The organism is Agromyces aureus (assembly GCF_001660485.1).
GTDB lineage: Bacteria > Actinomycetota > Actinomycetes > Actinomycetales > Microbacteriaceae > Agromyces > Agromyces aureus.
This window is the reverse complement of sequence record NZ_CP013979.1, coordinates 2,198,660-2,213,786: the sequence shown is the minus strand read 5'-3', so window position 1 is coordinate 2,213,786 and position 15,127 is coordinate 2,198,660. Positions and strand designations below refer to the sequence as shown.

Genomic DNA, 15,127 nt, shown 5'->3' with positions numbered 1-15,127 from the left:
CACGGCATTCTATGTCATCCGGCGTCATCGGCATCCCCAGTGCGACCCCGGCGCTCCGGCCGATCCGGCCGACCTCACATGCCTCCGATCGAGCCGTGAACCCACCGTCACGTCCGCGAAACTGAGCCTTTCCATATACTTTGAGCATGCGGGCCTTCCCGCGTTGTTCACGACCCACACACTTCCGCGGGGTGTGGGCGTGCGCGCAGGATGGCAACGTCGCCGCAGCGATTTCCCTGGCCGACCGAGAACCTCGGGGCCGCTCACCATCGGAAGGAACACTCCACTCGTGACTCACCTGAACTGGGAGACCATCGACGATCGCGCTGTCGACACCGCACGCATCTTGGCGGCCGACGCCGTCGAGAAGGTCGGGAACGGCCACCCCGGCACGGCCATGAGCCTCGCTCCCGCCGCGTACCTGCTGTTCCAGAAGGTCATGCGCCGCGACCCCGCCGACCACCAGTGGCTCGGCCGCGACCGCTTCATCCTGTCGGTGGGCCACAGCTCGCTGACCCAGTACGTGCAGCTCTACCTGGCCGGCGACGGACTCGAGCTCGACGACCTGAAGGCGCTGCGCACCTGGGGCTCGAAGACCCCCGGCCACCCCGAGTACGGCCACACCGACGGCGTCGAGATCACCACGGGCCCGCTCGGCCAGGGTCTCGCCTCCGCGGTCGGCTTCGCCTACGCCTCGCGCTTCGAGCGCGGGCTGTTCGACCCGGATGCCGCGGCCGGCACGAGCCCGTTCGACCACAACGTCTACGTGATCGCCGGCGACGGCGACCTGCAGGAGGGCGTGACCAGCGAGGCATCCTCGCTCGCCGGCCACCAGCAGCTCGGCAACCTCGTCGTGATCTACGACTCCAACCAGATCTCCATCGAGGACGACACCAACATCGCCTTCACCGAAGACGTCGCGGCACGCTACGCGGCGTACGGATGGCACGTCCAGACCGTCGACTGGAAGAAGACCGGCCAGTACGTCGAAGACGTGGCCGAGCTGAACGACGCGCTCGAGGCCGCCAAGGGCGAGACCTCCAAGCCGTCCATCATCATCCTGAAGACCATCATCGGATGGCCCTCCCCCGGCAAGCAGAACTCCGGCAAGATCCACGGTTCGGCCCTCGGCGCCTCCGAGCTCGCCGCCACCAAGGAGGTGCTCGGCTTCGACCCCGAGCAGACGTTCGTCGTCGCCGAAGAGGTCATCGAGCACACCCGTGGCGCGCTCGAGCGCGGCGCGGCGCTGAAGGCCGAGTGGCAGGTGTCCTTCGACGCGTGGGCCGAGGCCAACCCCGAGCGCAAGCAGCTCCTCGACCGCCTCGAGGCCGGCGAGCTCCCCGCGGACCTCGCCGACGCGCTCCCCGCGTTCGAGAGCGGCACCGAGGTGTCGACCCGCGCCGCGAGCGGCAAGGTCATCAACGGCCTCGCCGCGCAGCTGCCCGAGTTCTGGGGCGGCTCGGCCGACCTCGCCGAGTCGAACCTCACGACCATCAACGGGGCGGCCTCGTTCATCCCGACCGAATGGTCGACGCACGAGTTCTCGGGCAACCCGTATGGCCGCGTGCTGCACTTCGGCATCCGTGAGCACGCGATGGCCGCGATCGTCAACGGCATCGTCCTGCACGGCAAGACACGTCCGTTCGGCGGCACGTTCCTCATCTTCAGCGACTACATGCGCCCTGCCGTGCGTCTGGCCGCGCTCATGAAGGTGCCCTCGATCTTCGTCTGGACGCACGACTCCGTCGCGCTCGGCGAAGACGGCCCGACGCACCAGCCGATCGAACAGCTCGCGACGCTCCGGGCGATCCCCGGGTTCTCGGTCGTCCGTCCGGCCGACGCCAACGAGACGGCCGCGGCCTGGCTCGAGATCCTGAAGCGGCGCGACGCCCCGGTCGGCATCGCCCTCACGCGCCAGAACATCCCGGTGTTCGCTCGCGGCGCGGGCGAGGCGTCCGGTGACGTGTTCGCCTCGACCGACGGGGTCGCGAAGGGCGCCTACGTGCTCGCCGAGGCGGCGTCCGGCACGCCCGACGTGATCCTCATCGCCACGGGCTCCGAGGTGCAACTGGCCGTCGCCGCTCGCGAGCAGCTCGCAGCAGAGGGCATCCAGGCTCGCGTCGTCTCGGCGCCCAGCCTCGACTGGTTCGCCGAGCAGGATGCCGCGTACCGCGAGTCCGTGCTGCCCGCCGCCGTCACCGCGCGCGTGTCGGTCGAGGCCGGCGTCGCGCTCAGCTGGGACAAGATCGTGGGCGACCGCGGTCGCTCGGTCTCGATCGAGCACTTCGGCGCCTCCGCCGACTACAAGACGCTGTTCCGCGAGTTCGGCATCACGACCGAAGCCGTCGTCGCCGCTGCCAAGGATTCGCTCGCGTCGGCCTGACGCGAGCAAGAAGGAGATTCGAGATCATGACCACCACCCCCACCGCAGACCTCTCGGCAGCCGGCGTCAGCATCTGGCTCGACGACCTCTCGCGCGAGCGCATCGTCTCAGGAGGCCTCGAGAAGCTGATCGCCGAGCGCAACGTCGTCGGCGTGACCACCAACCCCACGATCTTCGCGGGTGCGCTCACGAACGGCGCCGCATACGCCGAGCAGGTCGCGGCCCTGGCCGCGGCCGGCGCCGACGTCGACACCGCCGTGTTCGAGATCACCACCGACGACGTCCGCGCGGCGTCGGACATCTTCCGCCCGGTCTACGACGCGAGCAACGGCTACGACGGTCGTGTCTCGATCGAGGTCGCGCCCGACCTGGCGCACGACACCGACGGCACGATCGCCTCCGCCAAGGCGCTCTGGGCCAAGGTCGACCGCCCCAACGCGATGATCAAGATCCCCGCGACCATCGAGGGGCTCGACGCCATCACCGCGGCGATCGGCGCCGGCATCAGCGTGAACGTGACGCTCATCTTCAGCCTCGACCGCTACCGCGCCGTCATCGCCGCCTACCTCGCCGGGCTCGAGATCGCGAAGGAGGCCGGCATCGACCTGTCGACCATCCACTCGGTCGCCTCGTTCTTCGTCTCGCGCGTCGACAGCGAGATCGACAAGCGCCTCGAGGCGATCGGCACCGACGAGGCCATCGCCCTGAAGTCGAAGGCCGGCGTCGCGAACGCCCAGCTCGCCTACGAGCTCTTCGAGCAGGAGTTCGCCGGCGAACGTGCCGCGGCACTGCTCGAGGCCGGGGCGAACAAGCAGCGCCCGCTGTGGGCCTCGACCGGCGTGAAGGACCCTGCACTGCCCGATACCCTCTACGTGACCGGACTGGTCGCGCAGGGAGTCGTGAACACCATGCCCGAGAAGACGCTCGAGGCCACCTTCGACCACGGCGTCGTCGAAGGCGACAGCATCACGGGCGCGTACGCGGCCGCAACCGCCGTGCTCGACGCCCTGGCGTCGGTCGGCGTGTCCTACGACGACGTGACGGCGCTCCTCGAGCGCGAGGGCGTCGAGAAGTTCATCGTCTCGTGGCACGAGCTCCTCGACACCGTCACCGGCGCGCTGGAGGGTGCACGATGAGCTTCCGCATCGCCGTCAGCGGCGCCGCGGCCGAAGCCGTCCGCACGGCCGTACCGGCCCTCGTGGCCGACCTCGTCGCGAGTGGCATCACGGCCCAGGACGGGGCGCTCTGGGGCCCCGCGGCCGAGGAGGAGTCGAACAAGCGACTCGGCTGGACCGAGGCGGTCGCGATCTCGCGCCCGCTCGTCGCCGAGATCGAGGCGCTCCGTGCCGAGCTCCACGCCGCCGGGGTCGAGCACATCGTGCTCGCGGGCATGGGCGGCTCGTCGCTCGCGCCCGAGGTGATCACCCGCACGGCCGGCGTCGACCTCACCGTGCTCGATTCCACGGAGCCGGGCCAGGTCCGTGCCGCCCTCGCAGACCGCCTCGCCGTGTCGGCGCTGGTCGTGTCGTCGAAGTCGGGATCCACCGTCGAGACCGACAGTCAGCGCCGCGTGTACGAGCAGGCCTTCACCGAGGCCGGCATCGACCCGTTGACCCGCATCGTGATCGTCACGGACCCCGGTTCGCCCCTCGACGAGTCGGCACGGGCCGCGGGCTACCGCGTGTTCAACGCCGACCCGAACGTGGGCGGCCGCTACTCGGCGCTCACCGCGTTCGGCCTCGTGCCGTCCGGCCTCGCGGGCGTCGACATCGCCGAGATCCTCGACGAGGCCGAGAGCATCGAGCTCGCACTCGCGGTCGACTCCCCCGAGAATCCCGGCCTCGTGCTCGGTGCGGCGATCGCCGCGACCAGCCCTCGCCGCGACAAGCTCGCGATCGTCGCCGACGGCACGCACATCGTCGGCTTCGCCGACTGGGCCGAGCAGCTGATCGCGGAGTCGACGGGCAAGGAGGGCACGGGCATCCTTCCCGTCGTCCTCGAGACGAGCGCTCCCGAGCTCACCGAAGACCTCCCCGACCTCCAGGTCGTGCGGGTGGTCGACGACGCCGGACTCGAGCAGCTCGTCGACGACGGCACCGACGAGATCCGCGTGTCCGGCACCCTCGGTGCGCAGTTGCTCGTCTGGGAGTACGCCACCGCCGTCGCGGGTCGCCTGCTCGGCATCAATCCCTTCGACCAGCCCGATGTGGAGTCCGCCAAGATCGCCGCCCGCGGACTGCTCGACGCCCGCCCCGAGCCGACGCCCGCCGCGTTCGTCGCCGCCGGCATCGAGGTGCGCGGCACGCCCGAGGTCATCGGAGCGTCGAGCGACCTCGAGTCGGCCATCGAGGTGCTGCTCGAGGAGCTGCCCGAGAACGGCTACCTGTCGGTCCAGGCCTACGTCGACCGGGTCGCGCACCCCGAGCTCGAAGAGCTCCGCGCGCGCCTCGCCGCGCGCGCCGGGCGCCCGGTGACCTTCGGCTGGGGCCCGAGGTTCCTGCACTCGACCGGACAGTTCCACAAGGGCGGCCCAGCCGTCGGCGTGTTCCTGCAGGTGACCCAGGCCGTCGCCGAAGACCTCTCGATCCCCGAGCGTCCGTTCACCTTCGGCCAGCTCATCGCCGCGCAGGCGTCGGGCGACTCGAGCGTGCTCGCCGACCTCGGTCGTCCGGTGCTGACGCTCACCCTCACCGACCCGACGACGAACGTCGCCGCGCTCTTCGACGCCATCGGCTGATCCAGGAAGGGTCCACATGCCTCCGGCAACCATCTCCGCGGGAAACAACCCGCTTCGATCTCCGAAGGACTACCGGCTCAATCGCATCGCCGGCCCCTCGAGCCTCATCATCTTCGGCGTCACGGGCGACCTGTCGCGCAAGAAGCTGATGCCGGCCGTGTACGACCTCGCGAACCGAGGCCTGCTCCCTCCCGGATTCGCGCTCGTGGGCTTCGCCCGCCGCGACTGGCAGGACCAGGACTTCGAGAAGGTCGTTCACGATTCGGTGCGCCAGTACGCGCGCACCGAGTTCCGTGAGGACGTCTGGAAGCAGCTCGCACGCGGCATCCGCTTCGTCCAGGGCGACTTCGACGACGACGACGCATTCGACCGCCTTCGGGGCGTCGTGGCCGATCTCGACGCCGAGCGCGGAACGATGGGCAACCACGCGTTCTACCTGTCGATCCCGCCGAAGTCGTTCCCCCTCGTGACGGAGCAGCTCAAGCGATCGGGTCTCACCGAGCAGAAGAACGGCCAGTGGCGCCGTGTCGTCATCGAGAAGCCGTTCGGCTCCGACCTCAAGACGGCTCGCGAGCTGAACGACGTCGTGGCCTCGGTCTTCCCGCCCGACTCGGTGTTCCGCATCGACCACTACCTGGGCAAGGAGACCGTTCAGAACATTCTCGCCCTCCGGTTCGCGAACCAGCTCTACGAGCCCATCTGGAACGCGAACTACGTCGACCACGTGCAGATCACGATGGCCGAGGACATCGGCGTCGGCGGTCGTGCCGGCTACTACGACGGCATCGGCGCTGCGCGCGACGTGATCCAGAACCACCTGCTGCAACTGCTCGCCCTCACGGCCATGGAGGAGCCGATCTCGTTCGAGGCATCGGACCTCCGCGCCGAGAAGGAGAAGATCCTCGCGGCGGTGCGACTGCCCGAAGACCTGGCGACCGGCACGGCTCGCGGTCAGTACGCGGGCGGCTGGCAGGGCGGCGAGGAGGTCATCGGGTTCCTCGACGAGGACGGCATGAACCCCGAGTCGTTGACCGAGACGTACGCGGCCATGAAGCTCACCATCGGCACGCGCCGCTGGGCGGGCGTGCCGTTCTACCTCCGGGCCGGTAAGCGCCTCGGACGACGGGTCACCGAGATCGCGGTCGTCTTCAAGCGTGCGCCGCAGCAGCTCTTCGCCGACAGCCAGACCTCGCAGCTGGGCGAGAACGCCCTCGTGATCCGCGTGCAGCCCGACGAGGGGGTCACGATCCGGTTCGGGTCGAAGGTGCCCGGCGCGGGTATGCAGGTGCGCGACGTCACGATGGACTTCGGCTACGGCCACGCGTTCACCGAGGCCAGCCCCGAGGCGTACGAGCGGCTCATCCTCGATGTGCTGCTCGGCGATCCGCCCCTCTTCCCCCGTCAGGAGGAGGTCGAGCTCTCGTGGAAGATCCTCGACCCCATCGAGGAGTTCTGGTCCACGCAGGGCCAGCCCGAACAGTACCGCCCCGGAACGTGGGGACCGGCATCCGCCGACGCCCTGCTCGCCCGCGACGGCCGAACCTGGAGGCGTCCGTGATCGTCGACCTGCCCGACACCACCACCAGCAAGGTCTCGAAGTCGCTCGTCAAGATCCGCGAGGAGAACGGCGTCGTCGCGCTCGGACGCGTGCTCACGCTCGTCATCGCCACGACGCCCGGCGTCGAGGAGGAGGCGATCGAGGCCGCGAACGATGCGTCGCGCGAGCACCCGATGCGCGTCATCGTCGTCACGGCCGACCCCGACGAGCCCGCCGACGTCGCTCCGCGCCTCGATGCGGAGATCCGTGTCGGCGGCGACGCCGGCGCGAGCGAGGTGATCGTGCTCCGTGCGCACGGACCCGTCGCACGCGACGAGGAGAGTCTCGTCATGGCGCTCCTCCTGCCCGACGCCCCGGTGGTGACCTGGTGGCCGAGTACGGCACCCGCCGTTCCCGGTGTATCGCCGCTCGGTCGCATCGCACAGCGACGCATCACGGATGCCTCGAGCCAGCCCGACCCGCAGGCGGCGCTCCGCGCACTCGTCGACAGCTACACGCCCGGCGACGCCGACTTCGCGTGGACCCGTCTGACGCTGTGGCGTGCGCAGCTCGCGGCTGTGCTGGACCAGCCGCCGTACGCACCCGTCACCCGCGTGCACGTCACGGGCGCCGCCGACTCGCCGTCCACGACGCTCCTCGCGGCCTGGCTGCGACTGCAGCTCGACGCCCCGACCGGGTACGTCCTCACCGACGTCGCCGAGGGATCCCACGGCATCCACGGCGTCACGCTCGAACGCGAGACCGGCGTCATCGAGCTGATCAGGGACCAGCCCGGCGTCGCGACCCTCCGACAGCCCGACCAGCCGTTGCACGACGTGGCGCTGCCGCGACGGAACCTTCGCGACTGCCTGGCCGACGAGCTGCGTCGCCTCGACCCCGACGAGCTGTACGGTGAGGTGATCAGGAGCGGCCTGGCGCTGCTCAGCGAACCCGAGGCCGAGGGAGCCACCGCATGACGAACGAACGCCGAGTGCTCGTGCATCCCGACAAGGGGTCGTTGGCGAGTTCGGTCGCGGCGCGGTTCATCACGAAGATGCTCGACATCCTCGATGACCAGCCCGTCGCGCACGTCGTGCTGACGGGAGGGTCGATGGCCGGCGCCGTGCTGGAGTCCATCGCCTCGTCCCCCGCACGCACGAGCATCGACTGGTCGCGTGTGCACTTCTGGTGGGGCGATGAGCGTTGGGTCCCCGCGGGCAGCGACGAGCGCAACGACTGGATCGCCGATCGCTCCCTGCTCGACGACCTCGACCTCCCCGATGAGAACGTCCATCGGTTCCCGGCGTCGGACTCCGGGATGACGCTCGACGATGCGGCGGTCGCGTTCGCGGCCGAGCTCGCCGAACACGGCGTCGACGGAGCCGATGCGCCGGCGTTCGACATCACCTTCCTCGGTGTCGGGCCCGACGGGCACATCGCGTCGCTCTTCCCGCACCGCTCCGGCATTCAGGTGACCGACCGCACGGTGATCGCCGTCCGCAACTCCCCCAAGCCGCCGCCCGAGCGCCTCAGCCTGACCAGGCCGGTGCTGAACGCGTCGCAGCGCATCTGGTTCGTCCTGTCGGGCGCCGACAAGGCGTCGGCTCTCGGCCTGGCGCTCGCGGGTGCGAGCCGCGACGAGGTCCCGGTCGCGGGCATCAAGGGGCGTCGGCGCACCGTCTTCTTCGTGGACTCGGATGCCGCGGCGGAGGTCCCCGAGGTCCTCATCGCACGCGACTACTGAGCGAGAACCCCGCAGAACGCACGAAGAAGGGGCGAGCCGATACCGGCTCACCCCTTCTTCGTCTGCGCTCGACACCTGAGAGGAATCGAGCGGCGGAGCTCTATTCCTTGGGCGCCTGGCCGCGGCGCGCGCGGAGCTGCGTCAGGGCCTCTTCGAGGAGCGCTGCGGCTTCCTCGTCGCTGCGGCGCTCCTTCACGTAGGCGAGGTGCGTCTTGTACGGCTCGAGCTTGGAGACCGAAGGCGGGTTCTCCTTGTCGCGGCCGGCCGGCAGTCCCGTGGACGGGCTGTCGATGACCTCAGGGATCTCCTCGTCGGGCAGACTCGCCGCGAAGTAGCGGACGGTCTCGTTGCCCTGGGCGTCCCAGTAGCTCACGGCCACGCGGTCCGCGTGGAATCCGCGATCCTGCTCGCCCATGGGGCCCGCGCCGACGCGGGAACCGCGGATCGCGCTGTTTCCGGAGGCCATGCGCTCAGATTCCCGAGTCGAACTTCGTGATCAGGCCGAGGATGACGATGCACGTCACCCAGACGAGGCCCAGGATCACGGTGATGCGATTGAGATTGCGCTCTGCGACACCCGAGGCGCCGAGGCTGGACGTGACGCCGCCGCCGAACATGTCGGACAGACCGCCACCGCGGCCCTTGTGCAGGAGGATGAGCAGCGTCAGCAGGAGGCTCGTGATACCGAGCAGAACCTGCAGGACGACCTGGAGAATCTCCACGGTGAACCTTTCCGGGCACGACGAGGGGGTCTGTGCCGATATTCGAGTATAGCGGGACGAATGGCGCTGGGCCGGAGACACACGTCTCCGGCCCAGCGCCGTTCTGGAACCGAGATCCGACCGGATCAGGCTCCGACGTGCTTCTTGAAGCGGACGATGCTCGAGAACTCGTCGATGTCGAGGCTCGCACCGCCGACGAGCGCGCCGTCGACGTTGGGCTCGCGGAGGAACGACGCGATGTTCGCCGCCTTCACCGAGCCGCCGTAGAGCACGCGCGTCTCGCCGGCGACCTCGTCGCCGAAGAGGTCGCGCAGCACGCCGCGGAGCGCCTCGCAGACCTGCTCGGCCTGCTGCGGCGTCGCCGCCTGCCCGGAGCCGATCGCCCACACGGGCTCGTACGCGATGACGAGTCCCTTCGCTCCCTCGACGTTCTCGAGCGCCGCACGAAGCTGCGCCACGGGAACGGCACTGGGGCCGTGCGCCTCGAGGTCTTCGGCCGTCTCACCGACGCACAGCACGGGAACGATGCCGTGACGGTGCGCCGCGAGGACCTTCGCGTTCACGTCGGCGTCGGTCTCGCCGTGCAGCGTGCGCCGCTCGGAGTGGCCGATGATGACGTACGCGCACTCGAGCTTCGCGAGGAACGCGCCCGACACCTCGCCCGTGTAGGCGCCCGAGTCGTGAGCCGAGACATCCTGGGCGCCGTAGGCGATGGGCAGGTTGTCGGCCGCGATGAGCGTCTGCACCGAGCGGATGTCGGTGAACGGCGGGAAGACCGCGACCTCGGCGTCGGCCGGGTCGTGCTTCGCATCCTTCAGCGACCACGCGAGCTTCTGGGTGAATGCGACCGCCTGCAGGTGGTCGAGGTTCATCTTCCAGTTTCCTGCGATGAACGGGGTGCGCTTGCCTACCATCCGAGGACCTCCAGTCCGGGAAGCTTCTTGCCCTCGAGGAACTCGAGGCTTGCGCCTCCGCCCGTCGAGATGTGACCGAACTGGTCGTCGGAGAATCCGAGCTGCCTGACGGCCGCCGCGGAGTCGCCGCCGCCGACGACGCTGAGGCCGTCGACCTCGGTGAGCGCCTGCGCGACGGCACGGGTGCCCGCCGCGAAGGGAGCCAACTCGAAGACGCCCATCGGTCCGTTCCAGAACACCGTCTTCGACGAGCGGATGTGCTCGGCGAACGCGGCGGCCGTTTCGGGTCCGATGTCGAGGCCGAGGCCGGACGCCCCGAAGGGGGTCTCCTCGATCGCATCGGCCGCGGCGACCACGTGCTCGGCTTCACCCGAGAACGACGCCGCGACGACGACATCCGTCGGCAGCACGATGTTCACGCCGCGCTCGGCCGCCTCGGCGAGGTAGCCCTTGACGGTGTCGATCTGGTCGGCCTCGAGCAGGCTGGAGCCGACCTTGTGGCCCTGGGCCGCGAGGAAGGTGAAGAGCATGCCGCCGCCGATGAGCAGCGTGTCGACCCGCGGGAGCAGGTGCGCGATCACGCCGAGCTTGTCGGAGACCTTCGAGCCGCCGAGGACGACCGCGTACGGCCGCTCGGGGTTCTCGGTCAACCGGTCGAGCACGTCGAGCTCCGTGGCGATCAGCAGGCCGGCGGCGCTCGGGCGGAGTTCCTCGAGCTCGAAGACGCTGGCCTGCTTGCGGTGCACCACGCCGAAGCCGTCGGAGACGACGGAGTCCGCGAAGGCTGCGAGGTGCTCGGCGAACACCGTGCGTTCCGAGACGTCCTTCGAGGTCTCCCCCGGGTTGAACCGGAGGTTCTCGAGCACGAGGATCTCGCCGTCGGCGAGGGCCTCGACCTTGGCAGCGGCATCCGGGCCGACGGTGTCGGTCGCGAACGCGACGGGCACGTCGACCAGTTCGCCGAGGCGGGCGGCGACCGGCGCGAGGCTGTACTTCGCGTCCGGTGCGCCGTCAGGGCGACCGAGGTGGGAGATCACGATGACGCGCGCTCCCTGGTCGGTCAGCGCGGTGAGTGTCGGCAGCGACGCGCGGACCCGACCGTCGTCCGTGATGACCCCGTCCTTGAGAGGAACGTTGAGGTCACAACGGACGACGATGCGCGTACCGGCGAGCGAACCGAGGCTTTCGATCGTTCGCAGGGTCACGATGTCCCGATTCAGAGACGTTCGGCGACGTACTCGGTCAGGTCGACGAGACGGTTGGAGTAGCCCCACTCGTTGTCGTACCAGCTCGAGAGCTTCACCTGGTTGCCGATGACGCGCACGAGGCCCGCGTCGAAGATCGACGAGTGCGGGTCGGTCACGATGTCGCTCGACACGATGTCGTCTTCGGTGTACTTGAGGATGCCCTTCAGGGGGCCCTCGGCGGCGGCCTTGTACGCAGCCTTGACCTCGTCGACCGTGACCGGGGTCTTGGTCGTGACGGTGAGGTCGGTGATCGAGCCGGTGGGGACCGGGACGCGCAGCGCGAAGCCGTCGAGCTTGCCGACGAGCTCGGGCAGCACGAGGCCGATGGCCTTGGCCGCACCGGTGGAGGTCGGGACGATGTTGATCGCGGCGGCACGCGCACGACGGAGGTCGCTGTGCGGGCCGTCCTGGAGGTTCTGGTCGGCCGTGTAGGCGTGGACGGTCGTCATGAGGCCGTGCTCGATGCCGAAGGTGTCGTTGAACACCTTGGCGAGGGGCGCGAGGCAGTTCGTAGTGCACGACGCGTTCGAGATGATGTGGTGCTTCTCGGGGTCGTACTCGTGCTCGTTGACGCCGATGACGAAGGTCGCGTCCTCGTCGGTCGCGGGGGCCGAGATGAGCACCTTCTTGGCGCCGGCCTCGAGGTGCTTGCGGGCAGCGGCGGCCTTGGTGAAGAAGCCGGTCGACTCGATGACGATGTCGACGCCGAGCTCGCCCCAGGGCAGGTTCGCGGGGTCGCGCTCGGCGAAGGCCTTGATCGCCTTGCCGTCGACGATGATGTTGTCGTCGTCGTAGTCGACCGTCGCGTCGAGGCGGCCCGTGATCGAGTCGTACTTCAGCAGGTGTGCGAGCGTCTTGTTGTCGGTGAGGTCGTTGACCGCGACGATCTCGAGATCTGCTCCCTGAGCGAGGGCAGCACGGAAATAGTTGCGGCCGATGCGGCCGAAGCCGTTGATGCCGATCTTTACAGACACGGATCTCTCCTGATTTGACGGTGCGCGAGCGCGCGATGTTGGGAATGATCGGACGACGGTGTCCCCGGACGATGCCCGAGGGCACCGTCACGTTTACGACAGTAGCAGCAGCCCTGAGGTCTTCTCGTTTGCTGCAGCGAAGCGCTTCTGCACGTTGTCCCAGTCCGCGATCGTCCAGAACGCCTTCACGTAGTCGGCGCGGACGTTGCGGTAGTCGAGGTAGTACGCGTGCTCCCAGACGTCGAGCATGAGCAGCGGCACGATGCCCGCCGGCAGGTTGCCCTGCTGGTCGAAGAACTGCACGATGATCAGGCGCTGGCCGAGCGAATCCCAGGCGAGCACGGCCCAGCCGGAGCCCTGGACGCCGAGCGCGGTGGCCGTGAAGTGCGCCTGGAAGGCGTCGAACGAACCGAACTGGTCGTCGATGGCGGCCGCGAGGTCGCCGGTCGGCTTGTCGCCGCCGTTCGGCGAGAGGTTCGTCCAGAAGATCGAGTGGTTGATGTGACCGCCGAGGTTGAACGCGAGGTCCTTCTCGAGCTTGTTGACGTTGGCGAGGTTGCCCGTCTCGCGCGCCTCGGCGAGCTGCGCGAGGGCGGTGTTCGCGCCCGTCACGTACGCTTGGTGGTGCTTCGAGTGGTGCAGCTCCATGATCGTGCCGCTGATCGCCGGCTCGAGCGCCGAGTAGTCGTAGGCGAGATCGGGGAGGGTGTAGTCAGCCATTGCTTCTCCTTGTCAGATGCCGGGCGTTCCGGGCCTCTGCCCGGTGTTCCGCGGCTGCGCATTCGAGTCTATGCCCGCTCGTCGAGGCCGCGACCCGGGTTGACGCACGATGACGCGCGCCCTTCGAGGGAGGGAGAGGTCGACGACGAGACGGATGCCGCGGCATCCGTCTCACGTATGGAACTCGACCTGCGGGGTCTAGACGTCGTCGAGGTCGGCCGGCAGGCTCGCCTCGGTGCCGGGCACGCCGAGCGCGGCGGCACGATTGTCGGCCATCGCCAGCAGGCGGCGGATGCGGCCCGCGACGGCGTCCTTCGTCATGGGCGGGTCGGCGTGGTGGCCGAGCTCGTCGAGGCTCGACTCGCGGTGCGCCAGGCGCAGCTCGCCGGCGTACTTCAGGTGGTCGGGGATGTCGTCGCCGAGCAACTCCATCGCGCGCTCGACGCGGGCGCACGCGGCGACGGCGGCCTGGGCGGACCGGCGGAGGTTCGCGTCGTCGAAGTTCACGAGGCGGTTGGCGGTCGCACGCACTTCGCGGCGCTGGCGCAGCTCCTCCCAGTTGCGCACGGTGCCGGTCGCCCCCATGAGCGAGAGCATGGCGCTGATCGCCTCGCCGTCGCGGATCACGACCCGGTGCACTCCGCGCACCTCACGGGCCTTCGCCGAGATGCCCAGGCGCCCTGCGGCGCCGACGAGCGCCATCGCGGTCTCGTTGCCCGGGCAGGTGATCTCGAGGGCGGCCGATCGGCCCGGATCGGTCAGGCTGCCCTGCGCGAGGAAGGCCCCGCGCCAGACGGCGGCGACCTCGTCGCGCGAGCCCGTCGTGAGCTTGTTCGGCAGCCCGCGCACGGGGCGGCGACGCGCATCGAGCAGGCCGGTCTGGCGTGCGAGCGTCTCACCGCCGTCAAGGATGCGGAGCAGGAACTGGTTCGTGCGGCGGACTCCCGAGGGTGCGATGACCGACACGTCGGGGCGGACGCCGTAGAGCTCCCCCAGGTCGCGCGTCACGCGCTTCGCGGTCGTCGGCGAGTCGAGCTCGGCCTCGATCGCGATCCGGTTCGAGATGATGTGCAGGCCGCCGGCGAAGCGGAGCACGGAGGCCAGCTCGGCCGCGCGGACACTCGTCTTCGAAACCTCGACGCGTGCCAGTTCTTCTTTCACATCCGCGGTCAATGCCACCTCGTGATCCTTCCTCTCGGTGGATGCGCGGGCATCGTGCCCCACGCGTCATGGACAATTCTGACGCTCACTCGCGCCCGAGATCGCGGTGCCGGACGCTGACGGCGACGTCGGGGAACGCTGCGAGACGCTCGGCGAGCTCGCGGACCATGGCGACTGAACGGTGCTTGCCGCCCGTGCAGCCGATCGCGATCGTGGCGTGACGCTTGTTCTCGCGTTGATAGCCGCTCAGCACCGGCTCCAGCGCCTTCACGTAGGCGTCCACGAACTCGTGGGCACCCGGCTGGCCGAGGACGTAGTCGGAGACGGCGGGATCCTCGCCGGTGAGGTTGCGCAGCTCGCCGATCCAGAACGGGTTCGGCAGGAAGCGGGCATCGGCCACCAGGTCGGCATCCGTCGGCAGCCCGTACTTGAATCCGAAGCTGAGCAGCGTGACCCTCACCCCGGCGCGGCCCTCTTCGGCGAAGGCGTCGGTGACCAGGTTCGCGAGCTGGTGGATGTTGAGCTCGGACGTGTCGACGACGAGATCCGCGGCCTCGCGGAGCTCGGCGAGTCGGGAGCGCTCGGCCCCGATGCCGTCGAGGAGGGTTCCGTTGCCCTGCAGCGGGTGGGGTCGGCGCACGGCCTCGAACCGACGCACCAGCACCGCATCGGTCGCGTCGAGGAACACGACGCGGACGTTCACACCCGTGCGGAGCGCCTGGATGATCTCGCGGAGCTCGGCGAAGAAGTCGCGGCCGCGGATGTCCACGACCGCGGCGATGCGCGGGAGCGAGGCTCCTGCGCGTTCGACCAGTTCGACGAGCGGTCGCAGCATCTGCGGCGGGAGGTTGTCGACGACGTACCAGCCCAGGTCCTCGAGGGCGTTGCCGACGGTCGAACGACCGGCCCCCGACATCCCGGTGACGATGAGCATCTCCTGCTCGACCTCGGTTGCCATCGCCTCGGTTCCCCTTCCCGCACGTCGAGC

General features: G+C 69.4%; 14 protein-coding genes. 6 read left to right on the top strand and 8 right to left on the bottom strand.

What is annotated here, in order from left to right:
• Nucleotides 1–289: 289 nt before the first annotated feature.
• Genes tkt through pgl form a run of 6 tightly spaced genes read left to right on the top strand, consistent with a single transcriptional unit; the run spans nucleotide 290 to nucleotide 8,401 of the window.
• Nucleotides 290–2,383 (top strand): transketolase, encoded by a 2,094-nt coding sequence (tkt, locus tag ATC03_RS09760; protein WP_067876221.1) that lies wholly within the window; start codon nucleotides 290–292, stop codon nucleotides 2,381–2,383.
• Between the two features lie 26 nt (nucleotides 2,384–2,409).
• Nucleotides 2,410–3,519: a transaldolase gene (gene tal / locus ATC03_RS09755; protein ID WP_067876217.1), complete on the top strand. Its 1,110-nt coding sequence runs from the start codon at nucleotides 2,410–2,412 to the stop codon at nucleotides 3,517–3,519.
• Complete coding sequence (locus tag ATC03_RS09750; protein ID WP_067876214.1) at nucleotides 3,516–5,120, top strand: glucose-6-phosphate isomerase; 1,605 nt, start codon at nucleotides 3,516–3,518, stop codon at nucleotides 5,118–5,120. The genes tal and ATC03_RS09750 overlap by 4 nt, the downstream gene beginning before the upstream one ends.
• A 16-nt stretch (nucleotides 5,121–5,136) precedes the next feature.
• Complete coding sequence (gene zwf, locus ATC03_RS09745; protein WP_067876211.1) at nucleotides 5,137–6,678, top strand: glucose-6-phosphate dehydrogenase; 1,542 nt, start codon at nucleotides 5,137–5,139, stop codon at nucleotides 6,676–6,678.
• Nucleotides 6,675–7,634 (top strand): glucose-6-phosphate dehydrogenase assembly protein OpcA, encoded by a 960-nt coding sequence (locus tag ATC03_RS09740; RefSeq protein ID WP_067876208.1) that lies wholly within the window; start codon nucleotides 6,675–6,677, stop codon nucleotides 7,632–7,634. Before zwf ends, ATC03_RS09740 begins: the two co-directional genes overlap by 4 nt.
• Nucleotides 7,631–8,401 (top strand): 6-phosphogluconolactonase, encoded by a 771-nt coding sequence (gene pgl, locus ATC03_RS09735; protein WP_067876205.1) that lies wholly within the window; start codon nucleotides 7,631–7,633, stop codon nucleotides 8,399–8,401. Before ATC03_RS09740 ends, pgl begins: the two co-directional genes overlap by 4 nt.
• A 100-nt stretch (nucleotides 8,402–8,501) precedes the next feature.
• Here pgl and ATC03_RS09730 read toward each other — a convergent pair whose 3' ends face one another.
• From ATC03_RS09730 to rapZ, 8 genes are all read right to left on the bottom strand, one after another.
• Nucleotides 8,502–8,867: an RNA polymerase-binding protein RbpA gene (locus ATC03_RS09730; RefSeq protein WP_067876202.1), complete on the bottom strand. Its 366-nt coding sequence runs from the start codon at nucleotides 8,865–8,867 to the stop codon at nucleotides 8,502–8,504.
• 4 nt (nucleotides 8,868–8,871) lie between these two features.
• Nucleotides 8,872–9,123 (bottom strand): preprotein translocase subunit SecG, encoded by a 252-nt coding sequence (secG, locus tag ATC03_RS09725; protein WP_055857657.1) that lies wholly within the window; start codon nucleotides 9,121–9,123, stop codon nucleotides 8,872–8,874.
• 125 nt (nucleotides 9,124–9,248) lie between these two features.
• The gene (gene tpiA / locus ATC03_RS09720; RefSeq protein ID WP_067876198.1) at nucleotides 9,249–10,037 is read right to left on the bottom strand and encodes a triose-phosphate isomerase; all 789 of its coding nucleotides are present in this window, start codon (nucleotides 10,035–10,037) and stop codon (nucleotides 9,249–9,251) included.
• Nucleotides 10,031–11,242 carry a phosphoglycerate kinase gene (locus ATC03_RS09715; RefSeq protein WP_067876195.1) on the bottom strand — a complete coding sequence of 404 codons (1,212 nt, stop codon included), beginning with the start codon at nucleotides 11,240–11,242 and terminating at the stop codon, nucleotides 10,031–10,033. Before ATC03_RS09715 ends, tpiA begins: the two co-directional genes overlap by 7 nt.
• A gap of 11 nt (nucleotides 11,243–11,253) precedes the next feature.
• Nucleotides 11,254–12,258, bottom strand: a complete 1,005-nt coding sequence (gene gap / locus ATC03_RS09710) for a type I glyceraldehyde-3-phosphate dehydrogenase (RefSeq protein ID WP_067876191.1) — start codon at nucleotides 12,256–12,258, stop codon at nucleotides 11,254–11,256.
• A gap of 93 nt (nucleotides 12,259–12,351) precedes the next feature.
• A complete protein-coding gene (locus ATC03_RS09705) occupies nucleotides 12,352–12,978 on the bottom strand; it encodes a superoxide dismutase (protein ID WP_067876188.1) in 627 nt (208 codons plus the stop codon).
• A gap of 198 nt (nucleotides 12,979–13,176) precedes the next feature.
• Nucleotides 13,177–14,157 (bottom strand): DNA-binding protein WhiA, encoded by a 981-nt coding sequence (gene whiA / locus ATC03_RS09700; protein WP_067876184.1) that lies wholly within the window; start codon nucleotides 14,155–14,157, stop codon nucleotides 13,177–13,179.
• 67 nt (nucleotides 14,158–14,224) lie between these two features.
• Nucleotides 14,225–15,097 carry an RNase adapter RapZ gene (gene rapZ, locus ATC03_RS09695; RefSeq protein ID WP_067876180.1) on the bottom strand — a complete coding sequence of 291 codons (873 nt, stop codon included), beginning with the start codon at nucleotides 15,095–15,097 and terminating at the stop codon, nucleotides 14,225–14,227.
• Nucleotides 15,098–15,127: the final 30 nt, after the last annotated feature.

Excerpts from the sequence above, each read along its gene's own strand:
- ATC03_RS09730 (WP_067876202.1), bottom strand. The coding sequence starts at position 8,867 with ATGGCCTCCGGAAACAGCGCGATCCGCGGTTCCCGCGTCGGCGCGGGC.
- zwf (WP_067876211.1), top strand. The coding sequence starts at position 5,137 with ATGCCTCCGGCAACCATCTCCGCGGGAAACAACCCGCTTCGATCTCCG.
- pgl (WP_067876205.1), top strand. The coding sequence starts at position 7,631 with ATGACGAACGAACGCCGAGTGCTCGTGCATCCCGACAAGGGGTCGTTG.
- ATC03_RS09750 (WP_067876214.1), top strand. The coding sequence starts at position 3,516 with ATGAGCTTCCGCATCGCCGTCAGCGGCGCCGCGGCCGAAGCCGTCCGC.
- tal (WP_067876217.1), top strand. The coding sequence starts at position 2,410 with ATGACCACCACCCCCACCGCAGACCTCTCGGCAGCCGGCGTCAGCATC.
- rapZ (WP_067876180.1), bottom strand. The coding sequence starts at position 15,097 with ATGGCAACCGAGGTCGAGCAGGAGATGCTCATCGTCACCGGGATGTCG.
- ATC03_RS09705 (WP_067876188.1), bottom strand. The coding sequence starts at position 12,978 with ATGGCTGACTACACCCTCCCCGATCTCGCCTACGACTACTCGGCGCTC.
- tpiA (WP_067876198.1), bottom strand. The coding sequence starts at position 10,037 with ATGGTAGGCAAGCGCACCCCGTTCATCGCAGGAAACTGGAAGATGAAC.